Annotated in this window: 19 protein-coding genes and 1 tRNA gene; 10 read left to right on the forward strand and 10 right to left on the reverse strand. The window is 65.6% G+C overall.

Annotation, left to right across the window (positions count from 1 at the left end; translation table 11 throughout):
• Positions 1-414: 414 nt before the first annotated feature.
• From ACEN8I_RS21625 to trhA, 3 genes are all read left to right on the forward strand, one after another.
• Complete coding sequence (locus ACEN8I_RS21625; protein ID WP_413330673.1) at positions 415-4323, forward strand: DUF748 domain-containing protein; 3909 nt, start codon at positions 415-417, stop codon at positions 4321-4323.
• A 184-nt stretch (positions 4324-4507) separates the two neighbouring features.
• Complete coding sequence (locus tag ACEN8I_RS21630) at positions 4508-7291, forward strand: DUF349 domain-containing protein (RefSeq protein WP_413330674.1); 2784 nt, start codon at positions 4508-4510, stop codon at positions 7289-7291.
• Positions 7288-7965: a PAQR family membrane homeostasis protein TrhA gene (gene trhA / locus ACEN8I_RS21635; RefSeq protein WP_413330675.1), complete on the forward strand. Its 678-nt coding sequence runs from the start codon at positions 7288-7290 to the stop codon at positions 7963-7965. Before ACEN8I_RS21630 ends, trhA begins: the two co-directional genes overlap by 4 nt.
• A 21-nt stretch (positions 7966-7986) precedes the next feature.
• On the opposite strand, the gene ACEN8I_RS21640 is transcribed toward trhA, so the two are convergent.
• The 10 genes from ACEN8I_RS21640 to ACEN8I_RS21685 all read right to left on the reverse strand — a co-directional run bounded on the left by ACEN8I_RS21640 (position 7987) and on the right by ACEN8I_RS21685 (position 16836).
• Positions 7987-8592 carry a DUF4337 domain-containing protein gene (locus ACEN8I_RS21640; RefSeq protein ID WP_413330676.1) on the reverse strand — a complete coding sequence of 202 codons (606 nt, stop codon included), beginning with the start codon at positions 8590-8592 and terminating at the stop codon, positions 7987-7989.
• Positions 8593-8731: 139 nt separating this feature from the next.
• On the reverse strand, positions 8732-9832 hold the full coding sequence (locus ACEN8I_RS21645; RefSeq protein ID WP_413330677.1) for an ankyrin repeat domain-containing protein: 1101 nt from the start codon (positions 9830-9832) through the stop codon (positions 8732-8734).
• Positions 9829-10425 (reverse strand): sigma-70 family RNA polymerase sigma factor, encoded by a 597-nt coding sequence (locus tag ACEN8I_RS21650; RefSeq protein ID WP_413330678.1) that lies wholly within the window; start codon positions 10423-10425, stop codon positions 9829-9831. The genes ACEN8I_RS21645 and ACEN8I_RS21650 overlap by 4 nt, the downstream gene beginning before the upstream one ends.
• A 60-nt stretch (positions 10426-10485) precedes the next feature.
• Positions 10486-11400, reverse strand: coding sequence for a hypothetical protein (locus ACEN8I_RS21655; RefSeq protein ID WP_413330679.1), 915 nt, complete (start codon positions 11398-11400; stop codon positions 10486-10488).
• A 119-nt stretch (positions 11401-11519) separates the two neighbouring features.
• Positions 11520-12290: a zinc-dependent peptidase gene (locus tag ACEN8I_RS21660; protein ID WP_413330680.1), complete on the reverse strand. Its 771-nt coding sequence runs from the start codon at positions 12288-12290 to the stop codon at positions 11520-11522.
• A gap of 50 nt (positions 12291-12340) precedes the next feature.
• Positions 12341-13105 carry a UDP-2,3-diacylglucosamine diphosphatase gene (locus ACEN8I_RS21665; protein ID WP_413330681.1) on the reverse strand — a complete coding sequence of 255 codons (765 nt, stop codon included), beginning with the start codon at positions 13103-13105 and terminating at the stop codon, positions 12341-12343.
• A 67-nt stretch (positions 13106-13172) separates the two neighbouring features.
• The gene (locus tag ACEN8I_RS21670; RefSeq protein ID WP_413330682.1) at positions 13173-13682 is read right to left on the reverse strand and encodes a peptidylprolyl isomerase; all 510 of its coding nucleotides are present in this window, start codon (positions 13680-13682) and stop codon (positions 13173-13175) included.
• A gap of 30 nt (positions 13683-13712) precedes the next feature.
• Entirely contained in the window at positions 13713-14423 is a 711-nt protein-coding gene (locus ACEN8I_RS21675; protein WP_413330697.1) for a peptidylprolyl isomerase, read from the reverse strand.
• A gap of 23 nt (positions 14424-14446) precedes the next feature.
• Entirely contained in the window at positions 14447-15685 is a 1239-nt protein-coding gene (locus tag ACEN8I_RS21680; protein WP_413330683.1) for a L,D-transpeptidase family protein, read from the reverse strand.
• A 74-nt stretch (positions 15686-15759) separates the two neighbouring features.
• Positions 15760-16836, reverse strand: a complete 1077-nt coding sequence (locus tag ACEN8I_RS21685; RefSeq protein ID WP_413330684.1) for a tetratricopeptide repeat protein — start codon at positions 16834-16836, stop codon at positions 15760-15762.
• A 322-nt stretch (positions 16837-17158) separates the two neighbouring features.
• On the opposite strand from ACEN8I_RS21685, the gene cysS reads away from it, so the two are divergent.
• From cysS to ACEN8I_RS21720, 7 genes are all read left to right on the forward strand, one after another.
• The gene (gene cysS, locus ACEN8I_RS21690; protein WP_413330685.1) at positions 17159-18535 is read left to right on the forward strand and encodes a cysteine--tRNA ligase; all 1377 of its coding nucleotides are present in this window, start codon (positions 17159-17161) and stop codon (positions 18533-18535) included.
• Positions 18536-18596: 61 nt separating this feature from the next.
• Positions 18597-19322, forward strand: coding sequence for a DNA-3-methyladenine glycosylase family protein (locus ACEN8I_RS21695; protein WP_007870432.1), 726 nt, complete (start codon positions 18597-18599; stop codon positions 19320-19322).
• A 10-nt stretch (positions 19323-19332) separates the two neighbouring features.
• Positions 19333-20310, forward strand: a complete 978-nt coding sequence (locus ACEN8I_RS21700) for an acetyl-CoA carboxylase carboxyltransferase subunit alpha (protein ID WP_007870434.1) — start codon at positions 19333-19335, stop codon at positions 20308-20310.
• Positions 20311-20352: 42 nt separating this feature from the next.
• Positions 20353-21312 (forward strand): tRNA lysidine(34) synthetase TilS, encoded by a 960-nt coding sequence (tilS, locus tag ACEN8I_RS21705; RefSeq protein WP_413330686.1) that lies wholly within the window; start codon positions 20353-20355, stop codon positions 21310-21312.
• Positions 21313-21452: 140 nt separating this feature from the next.
• The gene (locus tag ACEN8I_RS21710; protein ID WP_007870438.1) at positions 21453-22721 is read left to right on the forward strand and encodes an aspartate kinase; all 1269 of its coding nucleotides are present in this window, start codon (positions 21453-21455) and stop codon (positions 22719-22721) included.
• 35 nt (positions 22722-22756) lie between these two features.
• A tRNA-Ser gene (locus ACEN8I_RS21715) sits at positions 22757-22849 on the forward strand.
• A gap of 330 nt (positions 22850-23179) precedes the next feature.
• Positions 23180-23842 carry a hypothetical protein gene (locus tag ACEN8I_RS21720; protein WP_413330687.1) on the forward strand — a complete coding sequence of 221 codons (663 nt, stop codon included), beginning with the start codon at positions 23180-23182 and terminating at the stop codon, positions 23840-23842.
• The last annotated feature ends 103 nt before the right edge of the window (positions 23843-23945 follow it).

The following is a 23945-nucleotide window of genomic DNA, read 5'->3' on the forward strand; positions in this document are numbered from 1 at the left end:
AAAATACCGGATCAGCGGATCGCGGGTCCGGCCGTAGGCGATTTCCGACGTCCCATGTGGGACGGTTGGGGCGATTTTGTGATCCCGGCCAGAGTCCGAAGGCTGCGGCAATCACTCCGGTCCCAGTGATTGAAAAGATGGTCTTGCCTGCGCGGTGGGAGAGGTTTAACCTGCAGTTGCCTGATTCATTTGGGCATCCAACCGGGTAACCAACCCCGGAAAAACTGGAAGCAATCACTTGCTTTCATCGCACTGGAGACGATTCATCTCTCCTTTGCGAAACCCGACGGCATGAGCATAAACGCCCGCCGTCAACCCCGGTCGGCCCAGCTGCCCGGGGTTTTTCTTTTGGGTGACCGTCTTTTTCAAATAAATCATTGACCGATTGGCGCCAGCGTTAAAAACTCGGCGCCTATGGCAATGAATGATCTGAAGAATAAATGGCGCAACATCGAATGGCGAAATACCGCAAAAACCCTGCCGGCACGCGCGGCCGGCGTGGCTCGTTCGCCCTTGTGGAGGCGCCGCGCCGCCTGGGCGCTGGGCGCGCTGCTGCTGGTCTGGGCACTGGCCTATGCGGCCATGCCGTCCATCCTCAAATCGCAACTCGAGAAGATTGCCTCTGAAAAGCTGGGCCGGCAGGTCACGGTGGGCGCGGTCGACTTCAAGCCCTGGTCGCTGGAACTCACGCTGAGCGACCTGACCATCGCCAAAGCCGGGGCCGCCGGCGCTCCCCAGGCTTCCCCCCAGGAAGTGCCCCAGCTGGCCGTCAAGCGCATATATATAGATGCGGAACTGGAATCCCTGCTGCGGCTCGCTCCAGTGGCCGACGCCGTGCAGATCGACGAACCCGTGGCCTTTCTGGTCCACAAAGGCGAAGGCCGCTACGACATCGACGACATCCTGGAGCGCCTGAAGACGCCCGCGGATCAGCCGGCCGGTGATCCGCCGCGCTTTGCGGTTTACAACATCGTGGTGAGCGGCGGGCGCATGGACTTTAGCGACCAGGCCGCCGGCAAGACCCATGAGCTGAGGGAGCTGAACCTCTCCGTGCCTTTCCTGAGCAACCTCAAGTCCCAGCGGGAGATCAAGACCTCGCCGCACCTGGCTTTTAAGCTCAACGGCAGCAGCTTTGACACCGCCGCCGAAGGCACACCCTTCGCCCAGACCCACAAAACCGACGCCACCTTCACGCTGCGCGGCTTTGACCTGAAACCCTACCTGGCCTACTGGCCGGCGAGCCTGCCTTACAAATTGCAAAGTGCCGTGCTGCATGCCGATGCCAAAGTAGCGTTTGAGCAGACGCCGGCCACGCAGGTGCGAATCTCCGGCACGGTGACGGCGGAAAAAGTGCGCGTACAGACGGCGGGCCAGGCGCCCGCGGCCCGTCCCGACATGCTCGCGTTTGAGCGGCTGCATGTGTACATGGCCGACGTGCGCCCCCTGGAGCAGTTCGTCAAGCTCGCGGCGGTCGAGTTGATCGCGCCCGCGCTGTCCGTGGTCCGCGACCGGTCGGGGCGGTTCAACCTGTTGCCCCCGGCCGCCACGCCCGCTACAAAAAATGAAGCAAATGCGCCGGATACCGCAAAGTCCGCCGCTGCGGCCAAGGCGCAGGCGACTACACCCTGGAAGGTGCAGGTGGCCCGTGTGGTGGTACGCGCGGGCAGCGTGAACTGGCTGGACGAAACCCTGGCTTCGCCCGCCGACATCCGCTTGGCCGGCCTGCAGCTCAATGCCACGGCCATCGCCATGCCTTTTTCGGCCGGCGCGCCGCTGCAGTTCGACGGTTCGGTAGGCCTTGAGCCGCCGGCCGCCCCTGTGCCCCCGCCCGTCAAGGCCGGCGCAAAGGCAGGCACCAAACTCGCCGCGCCGCAGGCCCCGGCCGCTCCGGCACTGCTCACTTTCCAAGGCAGCGCCACCGACCAAGCCGCCCAGCTCACGGCCAAGCTGGCCGCCTGGCCGCTGGGCATGGCCGCCAAATACGTGGGCCAGTTCCTGCTGCCGGCGCTGGGCGGCCAGCTCGATGCAGAGCTGGGCGTGAACTGGCAGGCGGCCAGCGGCGACAAGCCGCAAGTGCTGCAGCTCAGCGCGCCGCAACTCGCGCTGAGCGAGGTTCAGCTGGCCCAGGGCAAGGTCTCGCTGGTGTCGGTCAAGCGCGTGGATCTGGCGCAGGTGGACATCGACCTGACCGGCCAGAACTTCAAGGCCGCGAAACTGCTGCTGACCCAGCCCAAGGCCCTGGTAGAGCGGGGCAGCGACAAGCGCTGGATGTACGAGCGCTGGATGGTGAACTCCGGCGCGGCAAGGGCTGCGCCCCCGCCCACCGATGCCGCCACGCGGGCCAGCGCGCCCACCTGGGCCGTGGCCATCAACGACGTGCAGCTTGAAGGCGGCGCCATGTCGTTTTCCGACAAGGCCGGCGCCAAGCCGGTGGCTTTTGAGGTGACTGCGGCCAAGGCCCAGCTGGGCGGGCTGCTGCTCGACGACAGGCCCGCGTTCCGGGCCCAGGCCGCCAAGCCCATGCCGCTGACCGCCTCCCTGCGCCTGGCCTCCGGCCGTTTTGAGCCCGGCAAGGTGGATTTCGATGGCAGCCTGGGCCTGGCGCCGCTCCAGGCCCAGGGCCGGCTGCTGGTCGACCGGCTGCCGGTGCAGGCCTTTGAGCCTTACGTTGCCGACATCCTCAATATCGAACTGCTGCGAGCCGATGCCAGCTTCAAGGGTCGGGTGGCCTATCGCCAGACGCCGGGCGGGCCCCAGGCCCAGGTGACGGGCGACGTGTCGCTGGAAGAGCTGCGCGCCAACACGCTGGCCCCCAGCGAAGACCTGCTGGCCTGGAAAGCGCTGAATCTGCGCGGTCTTCACGTAGCGCTGGAGCCGGCCAAGGCAACACGCGTGGAGGTCAAGGAGACCGTGCTGACCGACTTTTTCGCGCGTGTGATCGTCATGCCCGACGGCCGCATCAATCTGCAGGACCTCGTCAAATCCGGGGAACCCGCGGGAGGCGCAGAGACCACCGCCGCGGCCGCCGCGCCGGCATCCGCGCCCGCGGCCCCACCAAAAACGACGATTGCCGATGCGAAAGGCCCGCAGGCCGCGGCGGCCCCGGCCCCCATCGTGAACTTCGGCCCCATCAGCCTGATCAACGGCAAGGTGCTGTTTTCCGATCGCTTCGTCAAGCCGAATTACTCGGCCGACCTCAGCGACCTGACCGGCAAGCTCAGCGCCTTCTCGTCGGTGGCGCCCGCGCCTGCGGGTGGTGCGGTGGCGGCCCCCAATATGGCGGACCTGGAACTGCGCGGGCGGGCCGAGGGCACGGCCTCGCTTGAAATCCTGGGCAAACTCAACCCCCTGGCCAAGCCGCTGGCGCTGGATATCAAGGGCAAGGTGCGCGACCTGGAGCTGCCGCCGCTGTCGCCATACTCGGTCAAATACTCGGGCTACGGCATCAACCGCGGCAAGCTCAGCGTCGACGTGAGCTACCTGGTGCAGCCCGACGGCAGGCTCACCGCCACCAACAAGGTGATCCTGAACCAGCTCAGTTTTGGCGAGAAGGTGCCTGGCTCCACCGCCAGCCTGCCGGTCAAGCTCGCCGTCGCGCTGCTGGCGGACCGCAATGGCGTGATCGACATTGACCTGCCCATCAGCGGCTCGCTCAACGACCCGCAGTTCAGCCTGGGCCCCATCATCGTCAAAGTCATCGTCAATGTGATCGTCAAGGCCATCACCGCGCCTTTCAGCTTGCTGGCCAACGCCTTCGGCGGCGGCGGCGAGGAGCTCAGCATCGTGGGCTTCGCGCCCGGCAGCGCCGAACTGCGCCCCGAAGCCAAGGCCGGCCTGGACAAGGTTGCCAAGGCCCTGGCCGACCGGCCATCGCTGCAGCTCACCGTGGTGGGCACCAGCAGCGTGGAGGCCGAGCGCGAGGGCTTCAAGCGCGAGCGGCTCGATTCGCTGGTGCGCGCCGAAAAACGCCGCATCACGGTGAAGGAGGGCGGCACCACCTCGGCCGCCGTCAGCATCAGCCCGGCCGAATACCCGGAGCTGCTCAAGGAAGTCTATAAACGCGCCGACATGCCCAAGCCGCGCAACCTGATAGGCTTGGCCAAGGATCTGCCCGTGCCCGAGATGGAAAAACTGCTGCTGGCCGACATCAAGGTCAATGATGACGCCATGCGCGAGCTTGCCGTGCAACGCGGCGTGGCGGTGAAAGACTATCTGGCCTCGCGCGAATTGCCGCCCGAAAGGCTGTTCCTGGGCGCGGCCAAAGCCGTGCCGCCGGAAGCGAAATGGACACCCCGCGCGGAGCTGAATTTGGCGATGCCTTAAAAAAGGCGAAAATAGCACCAGCGCTTTATTGATAAAGCTTTTATGGGGTCAGGGCCAATGCGCGCAACACGGGTTGCGCGGCGCGGTCTCCCATCCATTCCAATACCTGCTGCCGCTGCGCAAATCTCCCCTCACGAGGAGGTCTTGCGGGCGGCGGCAACTATTTTTTTGACCTTGCGTTCCCATGTTTAAATCTTCAAAACCCGACACTCCCGCCGTGAAAACGCCATCCACCAAGCAGGCCGAAGCCCATCCGCTGGACGGCCTGACCGGCGGCGCGTTTTCCGCGCCCACCTCGGGCGAGCGCGCCTCGCGCATCCGCAGCTGGCTGGCCACCGAGCCCACGGCCGAGCAGATGGCCGAGGTCTACAAGGACCTGTCCAACCGCGACAAGGGCGCGGCCAAGCCGCTGAAGGAAAAGCTCGACGAGATCAAACGCAGCAAGGGCCAGGAAGCCGTGGCTGCCGAGTGGGCCGAAAAGGCCCAGGCGCTGCTGGCCGTGCCCAAGCTCAACCTGGCCGATGCCCTGGCCTGGCAGCGCGACGCCGCCAAGGCCGGCGCCCCCCTGTCCAAGGAACCGCTGGCCGGCCTGAAGGCGCAGCTGGCCGAGCGCGTCAAGACCATTGAAGACCTGCAGCACCGCACCCAGGTGCAGCGCGAGGCCGCCGTGCTGATCGCGCAGCGCATCGAGGTGCTGTCCATCAAGCCCTGGCGCGAAGCCGAAGGCGCGCTGGACACCCTGAAGGCTGACGTGGCGCACTGGCAGGGCCAGGCCGACGAACTCACGCACGATGCCAACTGGGCCAGCGTGGACGCCAAGTTCCCGCCGCTGCTCGACGCCTCGCGCGGCCAGTTGCTGGCCGTGTGGGAGGCCTTCCAGGGCGCGCTGGCCCAGGCCGTCAAGGCCGCCGAAGACACTGCCGCGCCTTTGCCCGCCGTGCCCGTGTGGGCCGACGAACTGCGCGCCGCCCGCGGCCAGGCTCCCGCAGAAGGCGAGCAGTCCGCGCGCGCGCCCAAAGCCAGGATCGATCCGGCCGTGCTCAAGGAGATGCGCGAAAAATCGTCGGCCGTCGTGCAGGCCGCACTCGCCAAGCTCGAGCATGAGGTCACCGAAGGCCATGGCAAGTCCACACCCAAGGTCGCGGCCGAGCTGCGCCAGGCGCTCAAGGAACACATCCGCAACATTGACAGCAAGCTCGAAGCTGCCGCGCATGCCGCGCTCACCGCGGCCGGCGAACTCGAAGGCTGGCAGCGCTGGCGCGCCGACCAGATTCGCGAAGAGCTGGTCGTCAAAGCCGAAGCGCTGGTGGCCAAGCCACTGGGCGGGCGCAAGCAGCAGGAAGCCCTGCGCGCCATGCGCGAGCAATGGAAGACCAGTGACCAGGGCGGCACGCCCAACCACGCGCTGTGGAAGCGCTTTGACGACGCCTGCAATGAAGCCCACAAGGTCGTCGAGGCCTGGCTCGAGAAAGTGAAGGAGCAAAGCGAAGCCGTCAAGGCCGAGCGCAAGCTGCTGATCGACGAGGTGCTGGCCTGGGCGGAAGCCAACAAGAGCAACACCGACTGGAAGCACCACATCCGCAGCCTCAATGGCTTTGTCGAGAAATGGCGCGAAGCCGGCCACCTGGGCGAAAAGGCTTTTGCCGAAATCCAGCCCGTGTGGAAGGCCGCCATGGACACGGCCGACGCGGCGCTGACCGCCGCGCGCAGCGAAAGCATCGCGCGCCGCAAGGCCATGATTGAAGAAGCCGCCGTGCTGGGCGCCGAGACGCAGCTGCGCATAGACGCCGTCAAGTCGCTGCAGCAGCGCTGGCAGCATGAGGCGCAGGCCGTGCCCATTGAGCGCAAGCAAGAGCAAAAAATGTGGGACGCTTTCCGCAAGCCCATAGACGACGCCTTCCAGCGCAAGACCGCCGAGCGTGAAAAAGCCGCCGCGGCCCTGGGTGAATACGACCGCATGGTGCTGGAAGCCTCCAAGGCCGTGGAAGCCGCCACCGCCAGCGGCGACGCGCAGAAGATCCATGCCGCCGCCAAGGCGCTGGAAGCCATTGTGCGCGGCCAGGTGCCCGTGTCCGCAGCGGCCCCCGCGCCCGCAGCCGCAACGCCTTCCGTGGAAGCCACGCTGGCGGCCGCGGGCAGTGAGCCAGCCGCTCAGGCCGCCGAGCCTGTCGCCGATGCTGAAACCGCCGCGGCCGCTGAATTTGCCGAAGCCGGCGAGCCGGCCAGCGCGCCCGCTGAACCACCCCCCGCACCCAAACCTGCGCCCAAGCCCATCGTGGCAAGGCGCGGTGACGACCGCCCCGGCATGAAAAAAGCCGACCCCGTGGCTGCGGGGCGCGGCGGCAAGTTCGGCGATCGCAAGGACGCGCGTGCCGGTGGCAAGCCGGGCGGCCCGCGCCAGAGCACCGACAACAAGTTCGAGCCCTACCGTCCCGACCGCGATGCCCGCCCGGGCCGTGACGAGCGCGGCCCGCGCGGCAGCGAGCGCCCGGCTTTTGAAGAGCGCGGCCCGCGCCTGAGCGACGCCGCCTTCCGCGCCCAGCGCGAAGCCTTTGAAGCGGCCAACCAGGCCCTGAAAAAGCTCGCCGTGCAGGCGCACGGTGAGGTGCTGACGCACCTGCTCAGCGCCTGGGAAAAACGCGACCCGGCGCAGTTGCCCAGTGCGCAGGAGCTCGGCAAGGCCGTGCCGCCCGCGGTGCGCAACCGCTGGGTGCAGGCCGTCAGCACGCCTTCGGGCAAGGACGCCTCTGAAGCGTTGCTGCGCCTGGAAATCGCCGCCGACCTGCCCACCCCCGCCGAGCACATCAGCGCGCGCCGCATGCTGCAACTGCAACTGCTTACCAAGCGCAACGCGCCCGCGCCGGCCGAAACCTGGGGCGAAGACACGGCCCAGGTGCTGGCGGCCGACTTTGACACCGGCAACGCCCGGCGCGTGCAGAACGTGCTCAAGGCCCTGCTCAAACGATGATCGCTACGGTCGCTGCTGAGGTTTTGCCACAGGAGCGGCAGCAGAGCTTAGGCGAGGAAATCGCCAACAGCATCAGCCACGGCGTCGCGCTGCTCGCCGCGATGGCGGCGGTGCCTTTCCTGGTCATGGGCAGCGTGCGGCAGGGCGATGCCATCGACATCGCGGGCGCCTCGGTGTTCGCCGCCAGCATGGTGTTGCTGTATTTCACCTCCATGCTGTACCACGCGCTGCCGGCGGTGCGCGCCGCGCGCGCCAAGAGCGTGTTCCAGGTTCTGGACCACGGCGCGATCTACCTGCTGATTGCCGGCACCTATACGCCATTCACCCTGGGCGTGCTGCGCGGGCCCTGGGGCTGGACGCTGTTCGGCCTGGTCTGGGCCATGGCGCTGGCCGGTGTGGCGGTCAAAGCCGTCGCGGGCATACGCTACCCCCGCGTATCCACGGTGCTCTACCTCGCGATGGGATGGATTGCGGTGATCGCAGTCAAGCCCATGCTGGAACTCATTCCAGGCTGGGGCTTGTTCTGGCTCGTGGCCGGCGGGCTCTTCTACACCTTGGGCGTTGGTTTTTTCGCCACCGATTCCAGGCTGCGTTACGGGCACTTCATCTGGCACCTGTTCGTGGCGGCGGGCACCGCCTGCCACTGCGTGGCCGTGCTGTACTACGCGACCTAAGCGCCGGGGCCGCGCCGGCCGCTAGGAAAGCAGCCGGATCAGCATATCCGGATGAATGCCCCAGCCCGCCAGGCCGGCCAGGCCCATCATCACGCCAAAACCCGTGGGCACCAGCGCCAGGAAGTAAAGCCACCAGAAATGGGTCAGCGCCGTCACAGCCAGCAGTGAAATGGCAATGGCCAGCAGGGCGTCGGCCAGGTCGAACTGGTCGTCGCGAAAATTGGCGGCGTCATAGTCTTTCTGGTCCTGCTCGGCTTGTGTTTTCAGCTCGTCTTTCTTTCTGGCCTGCTCGGCCGCGAGCTGCTCGTACTGCGCAATGGCCTTCTGGTAGCTGGCTTGCTCCGACGCGGGCTGTGACGGGGCGGCCAGCCGCAGTTGCAGCAGCGTGCCTTTGGCGACTTCCTCGCGGATGTTGCGCGCCTGGTAGAAGTTCCAGTGGTCCAGCTTGTTGGCCTGCGCCTGCTGCATCGCCTGGACGATGTTGTCGTCCTTGACCTTGCAGATGCCCATGAAGGTGGCCAGCAGGGCAATCGTGATGGCCACGAACTGGTTGAGCTTGCGGAACTGCGCAAAAGATGCATCGTCGGCGTCGTCGCCCTTGGCAACTTCAAGGGGATCTATATCCATGGGAAGGACCTGTTCATGAAAAGGGTTCAAGGGCAAGCGGGTTGCAATGGTACCTCGCGCCGTCAGTCTGGTTGGGCCCATGCCGATGGGCGTGCCGTCGATGGGGTCCGCCAGCCGTGCGCCCGGCACCGCCGCAAGCTCAGCGGGCCGCTTCGATCAGGTGGGCAATTCCGTCATAGCCCAGTCGGCGCGCGTGCTGCAGCGCGTTCAAGCCGTCATTGTCGATCAGAGCCGTGTTTGCGCCCGCCGCCAGCAGGCGCTGGACCACGGCCGTATGGCCTCGCATGACAGCCAGAATCAAGGGTGTGCGCCCGGCCGGGTCGGCCGCATTAAGCGGCGCGCCCTGCTGCAGCAGGCGTTCCAGCTGCTGCAGGTTTCCTGTGTAGGCCGCTTGCAACAATGGTTTGGCCAGGTAAGGTAGCACGGCGGCCGGTGCCCCCAGTGAGCGAGAGTGCAGCCCCGGGCTCTCCCGTTTTTGTTCTGCCGTCGCGGTGGATGCTTCAGCGGGCATGGGGCTCGAGGGGGCTATTGCGCGCGAGCTTGTTGCCGTATCGGCCTGGCGTGCGGCGGCTGCGGACCTGGCAATGTCTTGTGTCAAGGCCGGAGCGGGAGGGGGCGGGGGGGGCGCAGCAGCTGGCGCCGGCACCGTGGCTGAGGGCGTCGCCCCCCCCGGAACTTGCGCGGTGTGCGCTTCGGCCTTGGCGGCTACCTGCCCGGTTGCGGCGGGCTGGGGTGCGGATTTTTCGGCGGCAGGCTTTGCGGGCGCCTTCAAGCCGGGAGGCTGCAGGCTTTCGGTAGCCGCACCTGTGGTACCGGTTTTCGGTTGCGGTACCTGTGGTGCGGGGGGTGCCGGGACGGCTGCGGGAGCGGGTGCAGGCGTTGGGGTAGAAGACGCGGCAGGCGGTGCGCTGGCGCTGGGTTGCCCAAACACCAGGTCTTTTTCCTCATCGGTTCCCCGCTCGAATTGCAACACCAGCAAACTCGTCAAGCCCGCCAGCGCCAGGCCGGCAAGGGCGGATATCTTCCAGCGCGATTGATTGGCAGCGTGTGCCTGCGTTTGCATGGCGCCAACGGCAGGAATGCCTGCAGCCGGCGTCTTGCCCGCCGCGATCACCATCTGCGCATGCGCACGCACGGCGTCCCGCACATGCGCGCCGGGGCGGCGCGTGTCCTGAGCGCTGGCCTCGCGGTAGCGCTGTGTCAGCTCGTCGCCGGGCGGGCTGCGGTCTGGCTCTGTCATGCAAACTCCTGTAGCTGCTGGCGCAAACTGTTTCGTGCATAGCGCAGGCGGCTTTTGGCGGTTTCAAAGTTCACGCCGGTGGCCTCGGCAATGCCCTCTACGCTGAGGCCTGCTTCAGCCTGCAGCAAGAAGGCTTCCCGCTGTTCGCGCGGCAGCCGTTCCACCGCGTCGATCAGCGCCGCGGCCTGTTCGCTGGACTCCAGCCGGCGTACCGGGCCGAAGCCGGAGTCGGCCGCCAGCGTATCGCCCAAGCCCAGGCCCTCGTCATCTTCGCCGTGCGCATCGATACTCACGTGCCGCTTGGCCGTGCGGAAGTGATCGACCATACGGTTGTGTGCCATGGTGAACAGCCAGGTCTTGAAGCGTGCCGAAACGGTATAGGTGGGGGCGCTGCGCGCCACCGCAAACCATACATCCTGCAGCAGATCGTCGGCTATGTCCTGCACGCGCACGCTGCGAAAAACATAGCGCCACACGCTGAGCTCGTGGCGCGCATAGAGCGCATCGAATGCCGCTATGTCACCGGCCGCATAGCGCAGCATCAGCGATTCGTCGCTGTCTTCGGCTGCATTGTTGGTCCTGGCGCTGGGCATGCGCCACATTATCGCTGCGCAGAACACCACACGCAGTGAGTGAACAAGCAAGCTCAACAGTCAATAGGGATCCGGAACATAAGAGAAACTGCGGGATTCCGGAAACGGATTGGGACCGGGAGCGGCAGGTGCCGGCTCGCGGATTACGCCGCTGGCAATCAGGTTCTCGCGGCTGTCGTAGCGGATGCGGATGACTTCGTCGGGCAGTGCCTGCATGCGCGAGAAACTGGTGTGCGACGCCACCGAGCTTTCGCGGGCGCCATGGCCTGTGCCCAGCCGGGACTGCGGCAAGGCGTCGGCCGCCGGCCTTTTTGCCAGGCTTTCGGCGGAAGCTGGCGCCTGCCCGCCGCCGGCGCGGTCCGCCAGGGCGGATTCGTCCTCGGCCTGCGGTTGTCTGGACGAAGCCTCCGATGGCGCCGCCGGTAGCGGCATGCTTCGCAGGTTTCCGGGCCACTCCGGCTGGCGCTCATTGCGGCTGGAATAAGGGGATGGAGGCGGTGGCGGCGCCTGCACCACGGGCTCGGGCGGACGCTCGCGGAAGAGCGCCACACCGATCACGCCCACGTTGGCCGGCCTGCCGGTGCGGCCGGCGTAAGAGTCTCCCAACGCGGAAAACTCAAACGCGGCGACTTCGCGGCTGCTTTTGCGCCAGCCGGTCATCTGGTAGTGCTGCCACGGTGAAAACACGTAGCCGGTCTGGTTCCAGGCGGCGGTTTCGCCGCTCAGCACATTGACGCCGTCGACGGCGGTGACGGCCAACACCCGTTCGCCGAGCTTGTTGCTGACGGCAATCGCGTATTTGGCGCCGTACTGGCCGGCCACCCAGTATTCGCCCCGGTGGTAGTACAGCGGCAGTGTGGCGCCGGTGCTGCGGTCTATCACGGTGACATCGGCCAGGCGGCCTACGGCATGCGCCGGCAGCGCCCAGGCAGTCAGGGCCAGGAGGATGGAGGCGGGGAGAAGTGTCGGTTTCATGGGGGCTCCAGGAGATGGTGGAGCTCCATGAAACGAGGCCAGCGGGAAAATGGGGTTAAGAAGGGTAAAAGAAGCCCCCAAAACCCTGGCTTGCGGGTTTGACGCCGCCGTTTCCCCGCTTATTTGGCGGGAATGAAGAATTTGTCGAACAGCACCGTCAGAGCCGGAAAATCCCGGGTAAACCGTTCGCGGTTGACGAAGTAGGCCTCGCAGGCCACGGCGAAAAACTCGGCCGGCGAACTCGCGCCGTAGTCGTCCAGCCACGGCGGCTCGGCGCCGAAGCGCTTGGCCATGGCGACTTTCTCGCAAAACTCGTCATAGGCCGGCTGCATCACCGAGTGCCATCCGCTCAGGGCGCTGCGGGTGGGCAGGGGCGGGCAGCCGTCGGCCGCGCCGTCGCGCATGTCCATCTTGTGGATGAATTCGTGGATCACGATGTTGTGCCCATGCTCGGCTGCGCTACCCGCGGCGGCCACGTCCTGCCAGCTCAGGGTGACGGGGCCGCCGTCCATGGCTTCGCCCAGCAGCTCTTCGCTGTAGCGGTGCACCACGCCGGCCTGGTCGGTGACTTCGCGGCGCGCCAGCATCGCACCGGGATGCACCACGATGCCCTTGAAGTCGTCATACCAGCGCAGGCCCAGGTGCAGCACGGGCAGGCAGGCCTGCGCGGCGATCGCGACGGCCATCTCGTCGGTGACCTTCAGGCCGTGCGCGCCGGTGAACTCCTTTTGCTTGAGGAATTTTCCGGCCATCTCGTGCAACTGCTGCAGTTCAGCCACCGGACGGCGGGCCAGGAAGGGGAACTGCAGCAGGGTGTCCATCCACAGGGTATCGGGAATGGTCTTGGTGGGGGCGCTCTGGCGCCCCAGCGTTCTTAACCAGTTCAGCATGGGGTGGGTGTCTTGGTCGTAAGCAAGGCTTTAGGAAAGGGAAAAGAGGATTAGCACAGGGCGATGCGCTGCAGACCGCCGGCGGACAGGCGCAGCACGTCGGCACGCGGAACCGGGGCGGCCAGGTCCCAGTCGCTGAGCACCACCCGCGCAAAGCCCTCGCCCAGGTCGTGCTGCGCCGGCTTGTGGGTGTGGCCGTGAATCAGGGTGGTAGCCTTCGCCGCTCGCAGCCATTGGCGCGCGGCCCCGGCATCGACGTCGGCATAGGATGCGCCCGATTGCTTGCGCGCCTCGCTTTGCCGGCGCAGCGCGCGCGCGATCTCCTGGCGCTCCGCCAAGGGCTTGGCCAGGAAGGCGTGCTGCCAGTCGGCGCCGCGCACCTGCCGGCGGAATTCCATGTAGTCGGTGTCGTCCAGGCACAGGGCGTCGCCGTGCGACAGCAGCCAGCGCCGGCCAGAGCCCGCGGGAAACTCCAGCACGGTCGGGTCATGCAGCAAGGTGGTGTTGCACAGGTCCATCAGGGATTGGCCCACCAGGAAGTCGCGGTTGCCGTGCATGAAAAAGAGCGCCAGCCGGCCGGCTGCTTCGCCCATGGCGCGCGCGCAGCGCGCGTCAAAGCCGGCCGAGGGCGCATTCAGGTCCTGGCCGACCGCATCGTCACCGACCCAGACTTCAAACAGGTCGCCCAGGATGAAGACCGCGTCGGCGGGCGTGCCTTCAAGGTAATGGTGCCAGGCCTCGAAGGTGGCCGGCTCGCCGGCCTGCAGGTGCAGGTCGGAAATGAAGTCGACCGTGCGCCAGGACGGCGGCGCCAAAAGCTCCGCTATCTCTGGAACGGTCGTGGGGGTGTTCACCGGCTGGGTGAGCGGGCTGCGGTCGGGCTCAGTCCAGAGAGATGGCTCTCTGGATGATCACGTCTTCCATGGGCACGTCATCGTGAAAGCCCTTGCGGCCGGTCTTGACGGCCTTGATCCTGTCGACCACGTCGGTGCCGGCGATCACCTTGCCGAATACGGCATAGCCCCAGCCAGAAGCGCTGGGAGCGGTGTGGTTCAGGAAGCCGTTGTCGGCCACGTTGATGAAGAACTGCGAACTGGCCGAGTGCGGCGCGTTGGTGCGCGCCATGGCGACCGTGTAGTTGTCGTTCTTCAGGCCGTTGTTGGCCTCGTTCTCGATTTCAGCGTCGGTGGGCTTTTGCTTCATGCCGGGCTCGAAACCACCGCCCTGCACCATGAAGCCGGGGATCACGCGGTGAAACACGGTGTTGTTGTAGTGGCCCTTGTTCACGTAATTCAGGAAATTGGCGACGGTCTTGGGCGCCTTGGCGGCATCCAGTTCCAGTGTGATGACGCCATGTTCGGCGATGTGGAGTTCGACTTTGGGCTTGCTCATGATGGTGTCCTGTAGGGGAAGGCGGTGAGGTTAATTGACGAGGGTTGCTGATTTGATGAGGACGGGCGTTTTGGGAACGTCGGTCGGGAAGGGGCCGCCCGCGCCGGTCGGCACCGACTTGATCCTGTTGACCACGTCCATGCCGCTGACGACCTTGCCGAAGACGGTGTAGCCGTACAGCTGGGGCGCGTTGACGAGCTGGGCGCGCGGGGTGTTTTCGTAGACGCGGCCCTGGTATTCGAATTTGGGCACCGGGTCGCCGGGCGGGATGACGGTGGGGTCCAGGAAGTCGTTGTCCTTCACGTTGATGAAGAACTGCGCCGACGCGGAATTGGGGTCGTTGGTGCGCGCCATGGCCAGGGTGCCGACCACGTTCCTCGGGCCGCCTTTGGCGAGCGCCTCACGGCCTTCGTGCGGCACGGGCGGGCGGGTTTTTTTCTCGGCGTAGGTGGCGTCGTAGCCACCGCCCTGCACCATGAAGTTGCTGATCACGCGGTGAAAAATCGTGCCGTCGTAGTGCTTGTCCCTGACGTATTGCAGGAAATTCTCGACGGTCTTGGGGGCCTTGTCGGGATAGACCTCAACCACGAAGTCGCCCTCGCTGGTGGCGAACTTGACTTTGGGCGCGTTTTGCGCGAGCGCCGGGCCGGCCAGCAGGGCCAGGCTCGCGGCGGCGACCAGCGCGAAAGCCGCGCGGCGCAAGGGGGAATGGAGGGAATGGAGAAAAGAGGCCGCGGACATCGCCGGCCTTGGGTGAACTGCCATCAAATGGCTCCTTCGAAAAATATTTTCCACTGACTGCCCTGGCGGACCCAGTACTGGCGCTTGGTGCGGCCGGTTCTGGCGCCCTTGACCAGCTCGCCAAAGGTTACCACCATCGTGTCGGCGCTGTCGGTCCAGCGCAGGTAAGACACGTCCTTGAGCTGGATACCGCGCCCACCCAGCTGCTTGAGCTCGCTCTGCAGGGCCGGCGTCCACTCAGCCAGGGTCTTGCCGTAGCTCGTGAAGTCGGGGGTGTACCAGGCGGTGAGCTTGGCGATGTCGCCGCTGGACTTGGCGCTGTGCCAGTCCTGCAGCACGTTTTCAAACGATTTGATGTCGGACGCCAGCGATTGCGGCGCCACCCATTTGAGGCTGTGCGCGATGACGACGGGCGTGCTGCGCACTTCGACGGTGCGGATGATGCGTTCCAGGTCGGGATTGGCCAGCACGACACAGCCGTCGGTGGACAGCGGCGCCCGCGAAAACTGCGCCGGCGGCGTGCCATGCAGCCAGATGCCGCCGCCGGTCTTGCCGCGCTTGACGTCAAGCTGGTTGGGATAGTTGATGGGCAGCGCGCCCGAGCCGTAAAAGTCGCGCAGCGATTTGGGGTCCAGGTTGCTGGTGATGAAATACACCCCTAGCGGCGTGCGCAGGTCGCCCTCGACGGATTTTTCAATGCCGGACTTGCCGACCGAGATGTAGTAGTCGGCCACCAGCTTGATGCCGGTGGGTGTGTTTTCAAACAGGTAGAGGCGCGACCTGGAGGCGTCGACGGCGATCGCATGCTTGTTGCGCGGCGACAGCGCCAGGAACTGCGAGGGCACGGTGCCCGGCGCCGGGCGCTCGCGCAGCGCGCGCAGCCGAAGCAGCGATTCCTGGCGCAGCTCGGCCAGCAGCGGGGCTGCGGCCTTGTTGGCGGTGATTTCGGGCACGTCGCCGGGCGCGCGCAGCGGGCGCGTGAAGCCGGCCAGCAGGTCGCCGTAGACCAGTTGCGCGAGCTGGAAGTTGGGGTGGTCCTTGACCAGGCTCTCGGCCTTGCGCAGCGCCTCGCGGGGGGCGGCCTGGCCGATCAGCTTGTAGATTTCAATCAGGCGGGCTTCCGCCTCGCCGTCGCGTGCTACGCGTTGCGGCGCGGCGGCGGGGCGCGCGACGGCCTTGGTTGCGGCTTCCGCGCGCGCCGGGGCGAACACCGGCAGCAGGCAAGGGGCCACGAAAAAAAGGGCTGTGAGCGCCTTTTTCATGCAGGTTTCCACGACAGTTTGCCGGCCGGCGAAGAAGGTGGGCAATGCACTTGGGTCAGGTCGGCCGCCGGCGATTAACCGCCCGTGGATTCCTTGACGATCACCCAGCGGTCACCCACCTTGGCGAGGTCCAGGGTCTTGCGGCTGGAAATGTTCAGCGAATCGGCGCTGTAGTCCTGCTTGAAGCGGGCCGTGGCCTTGTTGCCCTGCACCGAAATCGACAGGTTGGAAAGCTTCACGCTGATTTTGGACTTGCCGACGATGCGCGTGCGGCGGTCTTCTTCCCAGGCCTTGCGGGCCTGCTTGCCGGGTGGCTCGAAGTTCTGGCCGTAGCTGCCGAGATAGCCGCTCATGTCCTTGTCGGACCAGGCCTGGGCCCAGCCGCGCACGGCGGCTTCGACTTCCTTCTCGGCGCCAGTGGTGGCGGCGGGTGCGGGTGCAGGTGCCGGGGTGGCGGCAGCGGGCGCCGACGCCGCGGCGGGTGCTGCCGTAGCGGGAGCGGCCGCAGGCGCGGGCTTGGCGGCCGGTGCGGGGGCTGCCGGCGCGGCGGCCGTGACCTGGCCGGATGCCTGGGCGCCGGCGGCGGGCTTGGCGGCTGCTTGCGGCTGGGCCTTGGCGTCGGCCGAGAACAGGTTGCGGATCAGGGCCAGCTTGGGCGGAACGGCCGCGTTGCCGCCGTCCAGCTGCAGTGCCTTGCTATAGGCCTGGCTGGCCAGGCGGGCGTAAACGTCGCCCAGGTTTTCGTGCGCGGTGGCGTAGCTGGGGTTGGTGCGTATGGCCATTTCCAGCGCGGCGCGGGCCTTGTCGAACTGGCTCTGGCCGGCGTACAGCACAGCCATGTTGTTGTAGGGTTCGGGGAGCTCGGGGTAGTCTTCGGTGATCTTGGTGAAGGTGGCGATGGCCTCGTTGGCCTTGCCGGTTTCGGTCTGGATCACGCCCTTGAAGAAACGCATTTGCGGGTCGCGCGGCTTGCTGGCGAGGTATTGGTCCACTTTGGCCATGGCTTCGGCAAACTGGCCGGCGCGCATCAGGCGGCTGACATCGGCATAGTCGTCGGCATGGGCCGCGGACATCGACAGGGCGGCGGCAGCCACCAGCAGGCGCAGGACGGCTGACAGGGGTTTGCGTTTAAAAAAGTTTTGCGTGGGCATAAGAACTTCTCGCTATTGTTTTGGGTCCCCTGGGGCTGTTTGAGGGCCGTGGGTCGAAAATTGCCATAAACGGCCCGGCTTTTCAGGTGGCCAGAGGGGCCGCTGAATGTTGTCCATCGGGCTGGATATACTGGCCGATTGTAGCTGAGGGGGTATAGTCCATGGCCGCCCGGATTCCGTACTTTTCCGTTTTGTCGCAGGTTTTTGCGCGTATGCCAACCGGCCCTTGTCCGCTCTTGGCGTCCATGAGATAAACCTTCCTGTTCCCCCTGTCCAATTGATAGTCGGTTTTCGACCGATGTCTTCCGCCGCCCCAATCTTCATGAGCCTTCGCATTTACAACACGCTGTCGCGTGCCGTGGAAGAATTTTCCCCCCTGGAGCCCGGCCATGTGCGCATGTATGTGTGCGGCATGACGATTTATGACCTGTGCCACATCGGCCACGCGCGCATGATGATGGCCTTTGACGTGGTGCAGCGCTGGTTCAAGGCCAGCGGCCTGCGCGTGACCTATGTGCGCAACATCACGGACATCGACGACAAGATCATCAAGCGGGCGGTCGAGCGCGGCATCAGCATCCGGGCGCTGACCGACGAGATGATCCAGGCCATGCACCAGGACATAGGCGCGCTGGGCATGGAGCCGCCCTCGCTGGAGCCGCGCGCCACCGAGTACGTGCCGCAGATGCTGGGCCTGATCGCCGCCCTCGAGGGCAAGGGCCTGGCCTACCGCGCGCCCGGCGGCGACGTGAACTACGCGGTGCGCAAGTTCAAGGGCTACGGCAAGCTCTCAGGCAAGTCCCTGGACGAACTGCGCGCCGGCGAGCGCGTGGCGGTGCTGGACGGCAAGGACGACCCACTGGACTTCGTGCTCTGGAAAAGCGCCAAGCCCGCCGAGCCCGACGACGCCAAGTGGGACAGCGACTACGGCCCCGGCCGCCCCGGCTGGCACATCGAGTGCTCAGCCATGAGCTGCCAGACCCTGGGCGAGACCTTCGACCTGCACGGCGGCGGCGCCGACCTGCAGTTCCCGCATCATGAAAACGAGATCGCCCAGAGCGAAGGCGCGAGCGGCAAGCCGCTGGCCCGCTTCTGGGTGCACAACGGTTTTGTGCGGGTGGACAACGAAAAAATGTCCAAGTCGCTGGGCAATTTCTTCACCATCCGCGACGTGCTCACCCGGTACGACGCCGAGACCATCCGCTTCTTCCTGGTGCGCACGCATTACCGCAGCGCCCTGAACTACAGCGACGCCCACCTGGACGATGCCCGGAGCGCGCTCAAGCGCCTGTACACCGCGCTGGCCGGGGTCGCGGCGGACACCGTCGCTATCGACTGGGCGCAGCCCTTCGCCGCCCGCTTCAAGGCCGCCATGGACGAGGACTTCGGCACGCCCGAGGCGGTGGCCGTGCTGTTCGACCTGGCCGGGGAAGTCAACAAGACGCGCTCGCCCGCGCTGGCGGGTCTGCTCAAAAGCCTGGGCGGCTGCCTGGGCCTGCTGCAGGGCGATCCCGGCGCCTACCTGCAGGCCGGCGCCGGCCTGGACGAGGCCAGCATCCAGGGCCTGATCGCCCAGCGCGCCGCCGCCAAGGCCGCAAAGAATTTCGCCGAGGCCGACCGCATCCGCCAGGATTTGCTGGCCCAGGGCATTGTGCTCAAGGACTCCGCCGCAGGCACCACCTGGGAGGCCCAGTCGTGACCCTTGCCCGACAGGTCGGCCCCCAGCCGCCGCTGAACCCGCAGACCCTGCGCAAGGCCCCATGAAACAGGTCGTCAAAAGCGGCCCCGCCAGTGCCGAACTGGCCGACGTGCCGGGCCCGGTCGCCGCAGCCCCCGCCTACTGGGCCGAGGCCTGCAAGCACCTGGTCAAGAAGGACCGCGTGATGAAGCGCCTGATCCCGCAGTTCGGCGACGCCCACCTGCAGGCCCGGGGCGACGCCTTCAGCACGCTGGCGCGCAGCATCGTGGGCCAGCAGATCTCGGTCAAGGCCGCGCAAACGGTGTGGCACCGCTTCGAGGCCCTGCCCAAAAAGATGACGCCGGCCAATGTGCTCAGGCTCAAGGTCGACGACATGCGGGCCGCCGGCCTGAGCGCGCGCAAGGTCGAATACCTGGTGGACCTGGCCATCAACTTCGACGCCGGCACGGTGCACGTGAAGGACTGGCAGTCCATGGACGACGAGGCCATCATCGCCGAGTTGGTCGCCATTCGCGGCATAGGCCGCTGGACGGCCGAGATGTTTTTGATCTTTTACCTGATGCGCCCCAATGTCCTGCCGTTGGACGACATCGGCCTGATCAGCGGCATCAGCCAGAACTATTTTTCCGGCGAATCGGTCAGCCGCAGCGACGCGCGCGAGGTGGCTGCAGCCTGGGCGCCGTACTGCAGCGTCGCAACTTGGTATATTTGGCGCTCTTTGGATCCTTTGCCGGTCCTGGGTGCCCCTGGCGGCACCGAGCAAGATCTAAGTTTGAAGAAGCCCTGAGGAGCAACACATGGCGAAGAAAACCTTCCTTGATTTCGAGCAGCCGATTGCGGAACTCGAAGGAAAAATTGAAGAACTGCGCTACGTCCAGACCGAGTCGGCCGTCGATATCTCCGAGGAGATCGACCAGCTGGCCAAAAAAAGCCAGCAACTCACCAAAGACATCTACAGCGACCTGACGCCCTGGCAGATCACCAAGATCGCCCGCCACGCCGAGCGTCCCTACACGCTGGACTACATCAACGAAATCTTCACCGATTTCGTCGAGCTGCACGGAGACCGGCACTTCGCCGACGACCTCTCCATCGTCGGCGGCCTGGCCCGCTTCAACGGCACCGCCTGCATGGTGCTGGGTCACCAGAAGGGCCGGGACACCAAGGAACGCGGCTTGCGCAACTTTGGCATGAGCAAGCCCGAGGGCTACCGCAAGGCGCTGCGCCTGATGAAGACTGCCGAGAAGTTCAAGCTGCCGGTGTTTACCTTCGTCGACACGCCCGGCGCCTATCCCGGCATTGACGCCGAGGAGCGCGGCCAGTCCGAGGCCATTGGCCGCAACATCTTCGAGATGGCGCAGCTTGAAGTGCCCATCATCACCACCATCATCGGCGAGGGCGGCTCTGGCGGCGCGCTGGCGATTTCGGTGGCCGACCAGGTCGTGATGCTGCAGTACTCGATTTATTCCGTCATCAGCCCCGAAGGCTGCGCCTCCATCCTCTGGAAGACCTCCGACAAGGCGCAGGAAGCGGCCGAAGCCCTGGGCATCACCGCGCACCGCCTCAAGGCCCTGGGCGTGATCGACAAGATCGTCAACGAGCCCGTGGGCGGCGCCCACCGCGACCACAAGCAGATGGCGGCCTTTCTCAAGCGCGCCCTCAACGACGCCTTCCGCCAGGTCAGCGACCTGAAGGTCAAGGAGTTGCTGGACCGCCGCTATGAACGCCTGCAAAGCTATGGCCGCTTCACAGACACCAAGGCCGACGCCAAATAAGAGCCGCGCTAAACCGCCGGTTGCCCGCGCGCCGGGCACGGCGTGAGCACTCCGAACCCGGCGCTCGCTGCGCTGGAATCCCTTGATCCCGTTTTGCCTGTGGGCGTGGCCTACAGCGGCGGCGCCGATTCCACGGCGCTGCTGCTGGCGGCTGCCCAGCGCTGGCCGGGGCAGGTGACGGCGCTGCACATCCACCACGGCCTGCAGGCCGCCGCCGACGACTTCGCGCGGGTGTGCGAGGACAGCTGCGCGCGCCTGAAGGTGCCGCTTCAGGTGCTGCGCGTTCAGGCCGGCAACGCGGCGGGCCAGAGCCCCGAGGATGCGGCACGGCTCGCGCGTTACGCCGCGCTGGCGCAGGCTGCCTCGGAAAAAAAACTGGCCGCGGTGCTGCTGGGCCAGCATGCCGACGACCAGGTCGAGACCCTGCTGCTGGCGCTGAGCCGCGGCGCGGGCCTGCCGGGCCTGGCCTCCATGGCCGCGCGCTTTGAGCGCGGCGGCGTGCTGTTCCTGCGGCCGCTGCTGCAAGTTCCCGCTGCGGCCCTGCGCGCCTGGCTGCTGGAGCAGCACATCCCCTTTGTCGACGACCCGACCAACAGCGACGAGCGCTACACCCGCAACCGCATACGCGTCCGCCTGCTGCCGGCCCTGGCTGAATCTTTTCCGCAGTTCCGCGAAACCTTCGCGCGCAGCGCCCAGCATGCAGCCCAGGCGCAGGCCCTGCTGGCCGAGGTGGCCCGTGAAGACCTGGCGCGCGTCGGCACGCCGCCCGCCATCGCGGCCCTGCAGGCGCTGTCCGCGCCGCGCCAGGCCAATGTGCTGCGCCACTGGCTGCTCGAGTCGCATGGCGCCACGCCCAGCGCCGCACAGCTCGATCAGCTGCTGTCGCAGGTCGCCGCCTGCACCACCCGCGGCCATCGTATCCACCTCAAGGTGGCTACCGGCCATGTCACGCGGGACGGCGCGGCCCTGCGCTACGAGGCTGCGGCGGATAAGCCGGCTTAACCCGGAAGTAGTCCTCGGTATAATTGAGGGCTTTGCTGGCGCCGCAGCACCGCTGAGCCTCTCAATGAGCGCTTTTTGCCGGTAAAAACCGGCCCAAAGCCCGCAAAAAATTCGCAACAACTTCTGATTGACATCCTGCAATGGCATTGATCGTTCATAAATATGGCGGCACGTCGATGGGCTCGACCGAGCGCATCCGCAACGTGGCCAAACGAGTGGCCAAGTGGGCGCGGGCCGGCCACCAGATGGTCGTCGTCCCCAGCGCCATGAGCGGCGAAACCAACCGCCTGCTGGGCCTGGCCAAGGAACTGGCGCCCGCCAAGGCCGGCGAGGCCTACAGCCGCGAACTCGACGCCCTGGCCGCCACCGGCGAGCAGGCCTCTAGCGCGCTGCTGGCCATTGCGCTGCAGGCCGAAGGCATGCAGGCCGTGAGCTATGCCGGCTGGCAGGTCACCATCAAGACCAACAACGCCTACACCAAGGCCCGCATCGAATCCATTGACGACGAGCGCGTGCGCGCCGACCTGGACGCCGGCAAGGTCGTCATCATCACCGGCTTTCAGGGCGTGGACGAAGGCGGCAACGTCACCACGCTGGGCCGCGGCGGCTCCGACACCTCGGCGGTCGCCATCGCCGCGGCGCTCAAGGCGCATGAATGCCTGATCTATACCGACGTCGACGGCGTCTACACCACCGACCCGCGCGTGGTGCCCGAGGCACGCCGCCTGCACACCGTGAGCTTCGAAGAGATGCTGGAGATGGCCTCCATGGGCTCCAAGGTGCTGCAAATCCGCTCGGTGGAATTCGCCGGCAAGTACAAGGTGCCGCTGCGCGTGCTGTCCAGCTTCACCGAATGGGACATCGACATCAACGAAGAAGCCAAGTCAGGCACTTTGATCAGCTTTGAGGAAGACGAAAACATGGAACAAGCCATCGTATCGGGCATCGCTTTCAACCGCGATGAAGCCAAAATCTCCGTGCTCGGCGTGCCCGACACCCCCGGCATCGCCTACCAGATCCTGGGCGCCGTGGCCGATGCCAACATCGAAGTCGACGTCATCATCCAGAACGTCAGCAAGGACGGCAAGACCGACTTCAGTTTCACCGTCCACCGCAACGACTACTCCAAGGCCGTCGACCTGCTCAAGACCCAGGTCGTCCCCAAGCTGGGCGCCCAGGAAGTCACCGGCGACGCCAAGATCTGCAAGGTCAGCATCGTCGGCATCGGCATGCGCAGCCACGTGGGCATCGCCAGCAAGATGTTCCGCGTGCTGAGCGAGGAGGGCATCAACATCCAGATGATCTCCACCAGCGAAATCAAGACCTCCGTGGTCATCGATGAGAAGTACATGGAACTCGCCGTGCGCGCCCTGCACAAGGCTTTTGACCTGGACCAACCGTCCACCTGAAAATGGCCCGCAAGTCGTGAGATAATCGATTTATTGGAAACGTGACCGAGTGGCCGAAGGTGCTCCCCTGCTAAGGGAGTATGGGGTGTAGAGCCTCATCAAGGGTTCGAATCCCTTCGTTTCCGCCAAAACTGCCGACTCTCTCCGCAAGGAGGAGTCGGTTTTTTTATGCCCTGCGCCATCAACCGCCGTGCCTGACTCCAGCCAAAGGCTTGGGGGCAAAGTTCGCCAGCAGCTTTAATTTCCCCGGCCTCGCAACCTCTGTGCTTATCGTCTGGCCTGCCGTCCGTTCTACCGTGGGTAGATCCGGGGGTAAAGAATAGGCCAGCGAGAACAAGGCATGATGGAGCCTCACCATTCCATCGAGCTGACTTCCAACGGGCCGTGCCCGCCAGTCGCCGCTCCTGACAAACATTAGGCTGCACATGGACCCAGGGGATATTCTGCAAAGAGGGCGTATGAACGCATCTGAAGGGCGGCACGAACAGGCGCTGGCGGACTATTTATGGTTCCACAAGAACGCGTTGAAACACAAGCGGGCGTACTACGGCGTCAGACTTTCTTTTGCGCTGGGGTACTGGAAAGAACTCTCAGACGTCTATCCACCCGCTGCTGCGGCCATGAAGACCGTCAGGGACGAAACAGCCGCTGCATTGCTAAAGGCCGACGGCAATACCCGTACTCTTTTTCACGATGTGGCGGCGATAGACCACGAGTTGGGGCGCAGCCCGGAGACCTACGGGCTCTTCCTTTCCTTGATGAAGAAGAATCCTGATCAAGCGAAAAAATGCGCGGACCTGGCACTTCCGAGCATCATCGAAGCCGGGGACTACCAACTCGCCAAGAAATTTTTGCCCCATCCGGAAGACTATCTGCTGTACAAAAGTGAGCGCCTGAACGAGAACTTGGAGCGCAAGGACCTGCCGCGCAGAAGAGCACTGGCAGAACTTGATGCATTCGTGCATATCTACTGCGAGGACGTCAAACTGCTTCTGCGAGTGTTGGGAGGCGTTGGCGAGAAGGCGTGGCGTTGCGCTGCGTTGGAGTGGGCCATAGCACTGGTCGGGCCGCGAAAGGCTCGTTCCATGGTTGCCCTTCAGTTAACACTTGACGACGCCTAAAAGGAAGAGATTGCGGCGCTGCAGCCTAATCTGGCAACTGATGAAGAAAGCCTCAACCCAATGAATTCGAGACTTGTCGCTGCAGTGCTTGGAATGCTTCTCT

The sequence above is a fragment of the Polaromonas sp. CT11-55 genome (assembly GCF_047303325.1).
Taxonomy (GTDB): domain Bacteria; phylum Pseudomonadota; class Gammaproteobacteria; order Burkholderiales; family Burkholderiaceae_C; genus Polaromonas.

Excerpts from the sequence above, each read along its gene's own strand:
- ACEN8I_RS21625 (WP_413330673.1), top strand. The coding sequence starts at position 415 with ATGGCAATGAATGATCTGAAGAATAAATGGCGCAACATCGAATGGCGA.
- ACEN8I_RS21630 (WP_413330674.1), top strand. The coding sequence starts at position 4,508 with ATGTTTAAATCTTCAAAACCCGACACTCCCGCCGTGAAAACGCCATCC.
- trhA (WP_413330675.1), top strand. The coding sequence starts at position 7,288 with ATGATCGCTACGGTCGCTGCTGAGGTTTTGCCACAGGAGCGGCAGCAG.
- ACEN8I_RS21640 (WP_413330676.1), bottom strand. The coding sequence starts at position 8,592 with ATGGATATAGATCCCCTTGAAGTTGCCAAGGGCGACGACGCCGACGAT.
- ACEN8I_RS21645 (WP_413330677.1), bottom strand. The coding sequence starts at position 9,832 with ATGACAGAGCCAGACCGCAGCCCGCCCGGCGACGAGCTGACACAGCGC.
- ACEN8I_RS21650 (WP_413330678.1), bottom strand. The coding sequence starts at position 10,425 with ATGCCCAGCGCCAGGACCAACAATGCAGCCGAAGACAGCGACGAATCG.
- ACEN8I_RS21655 (WP_413330679.1), bottom strand. The coding sequence starts at position 11,400 with ATGAAACCGACACTTCTCCCCGCCTCCATCCTCCTGGCCCTGACTGCC.
- ACEN8I_RS21660 (WP_413330680.1), bottom strand. The coding sequence starts at position 12,290 with ATGCTGAACTGGTTAAGAACGCTGGGGCGCCAGAGCGCCCCCACCAAG.
- ACEN8I_RS21670 (WP_413330682.1), bottom strand. The coding sequence starts at position 13,682 with ATGAGCAAGCCCAAAGTCGAACTCCACATCGCCGAACATGGCGTCATC.
- ACEN8I_RS21675 (WP_413330697.1), bottom strand. The coding sequence starts at position 14,423 with ATGTCCGCGGCCTCTTTTCTCCATTCCCTCCATTCCCCCTTGCGCCGC.
- ACEN8I_RS21680 (WP_413330683.1), bottom strand. The coding sequence starts at position 15,685 with ATGAAAAAGGCGCTCACAGCCCTTTTTTTCGTGGCCCCTTGCCTGCTG.
- ACEN8I_RS21685 (WP_413330684.1), bottom strand. The coding sequence starts at position 16,836 with ATGCCCACGCAAAACTTTTTTAAACGCAAACCCCTGTCAGCCGTCCTG.
- cysS (WP_413330685.1), top strand. The coding sequence starts at position 17,159 with ATGAGCCTTCGCATTTACAACACGCTGTCGCGTGCCGTGGAAGAATTT.
- ACEN8I_RS21695 (WP_007870432.1), top strand. The coding sequence starts at position 18,597 with ATGAAACAGGTCGTCAAAAGCGGCCCCGCCAGTGCCGAACTGGCCGAC.
- ACEN8I_RS21700 (WP_007870434.1), top strand. The coding sequence starts at position 19,333 with ATGGCGAAGAAAACCTTCCTTGATTTCGAGCAGCCGATTGCGGAACTC.
- ACEN8I_RS21710 (WP_007870438.1), top strand. The coding sequence starts at position 21,453 with ATGGCATTGATCGTTCATAAATATGGCGGCACGTCGATGGGCTCGACC.
- ACEN8I_RS21720 (WP_413330687.1), top strand. The coding sequence starts at position 23,180 with ATGAACGCATCTGAAGGGCGGCACGAACAGGCGCTGGCGGACTATTTA.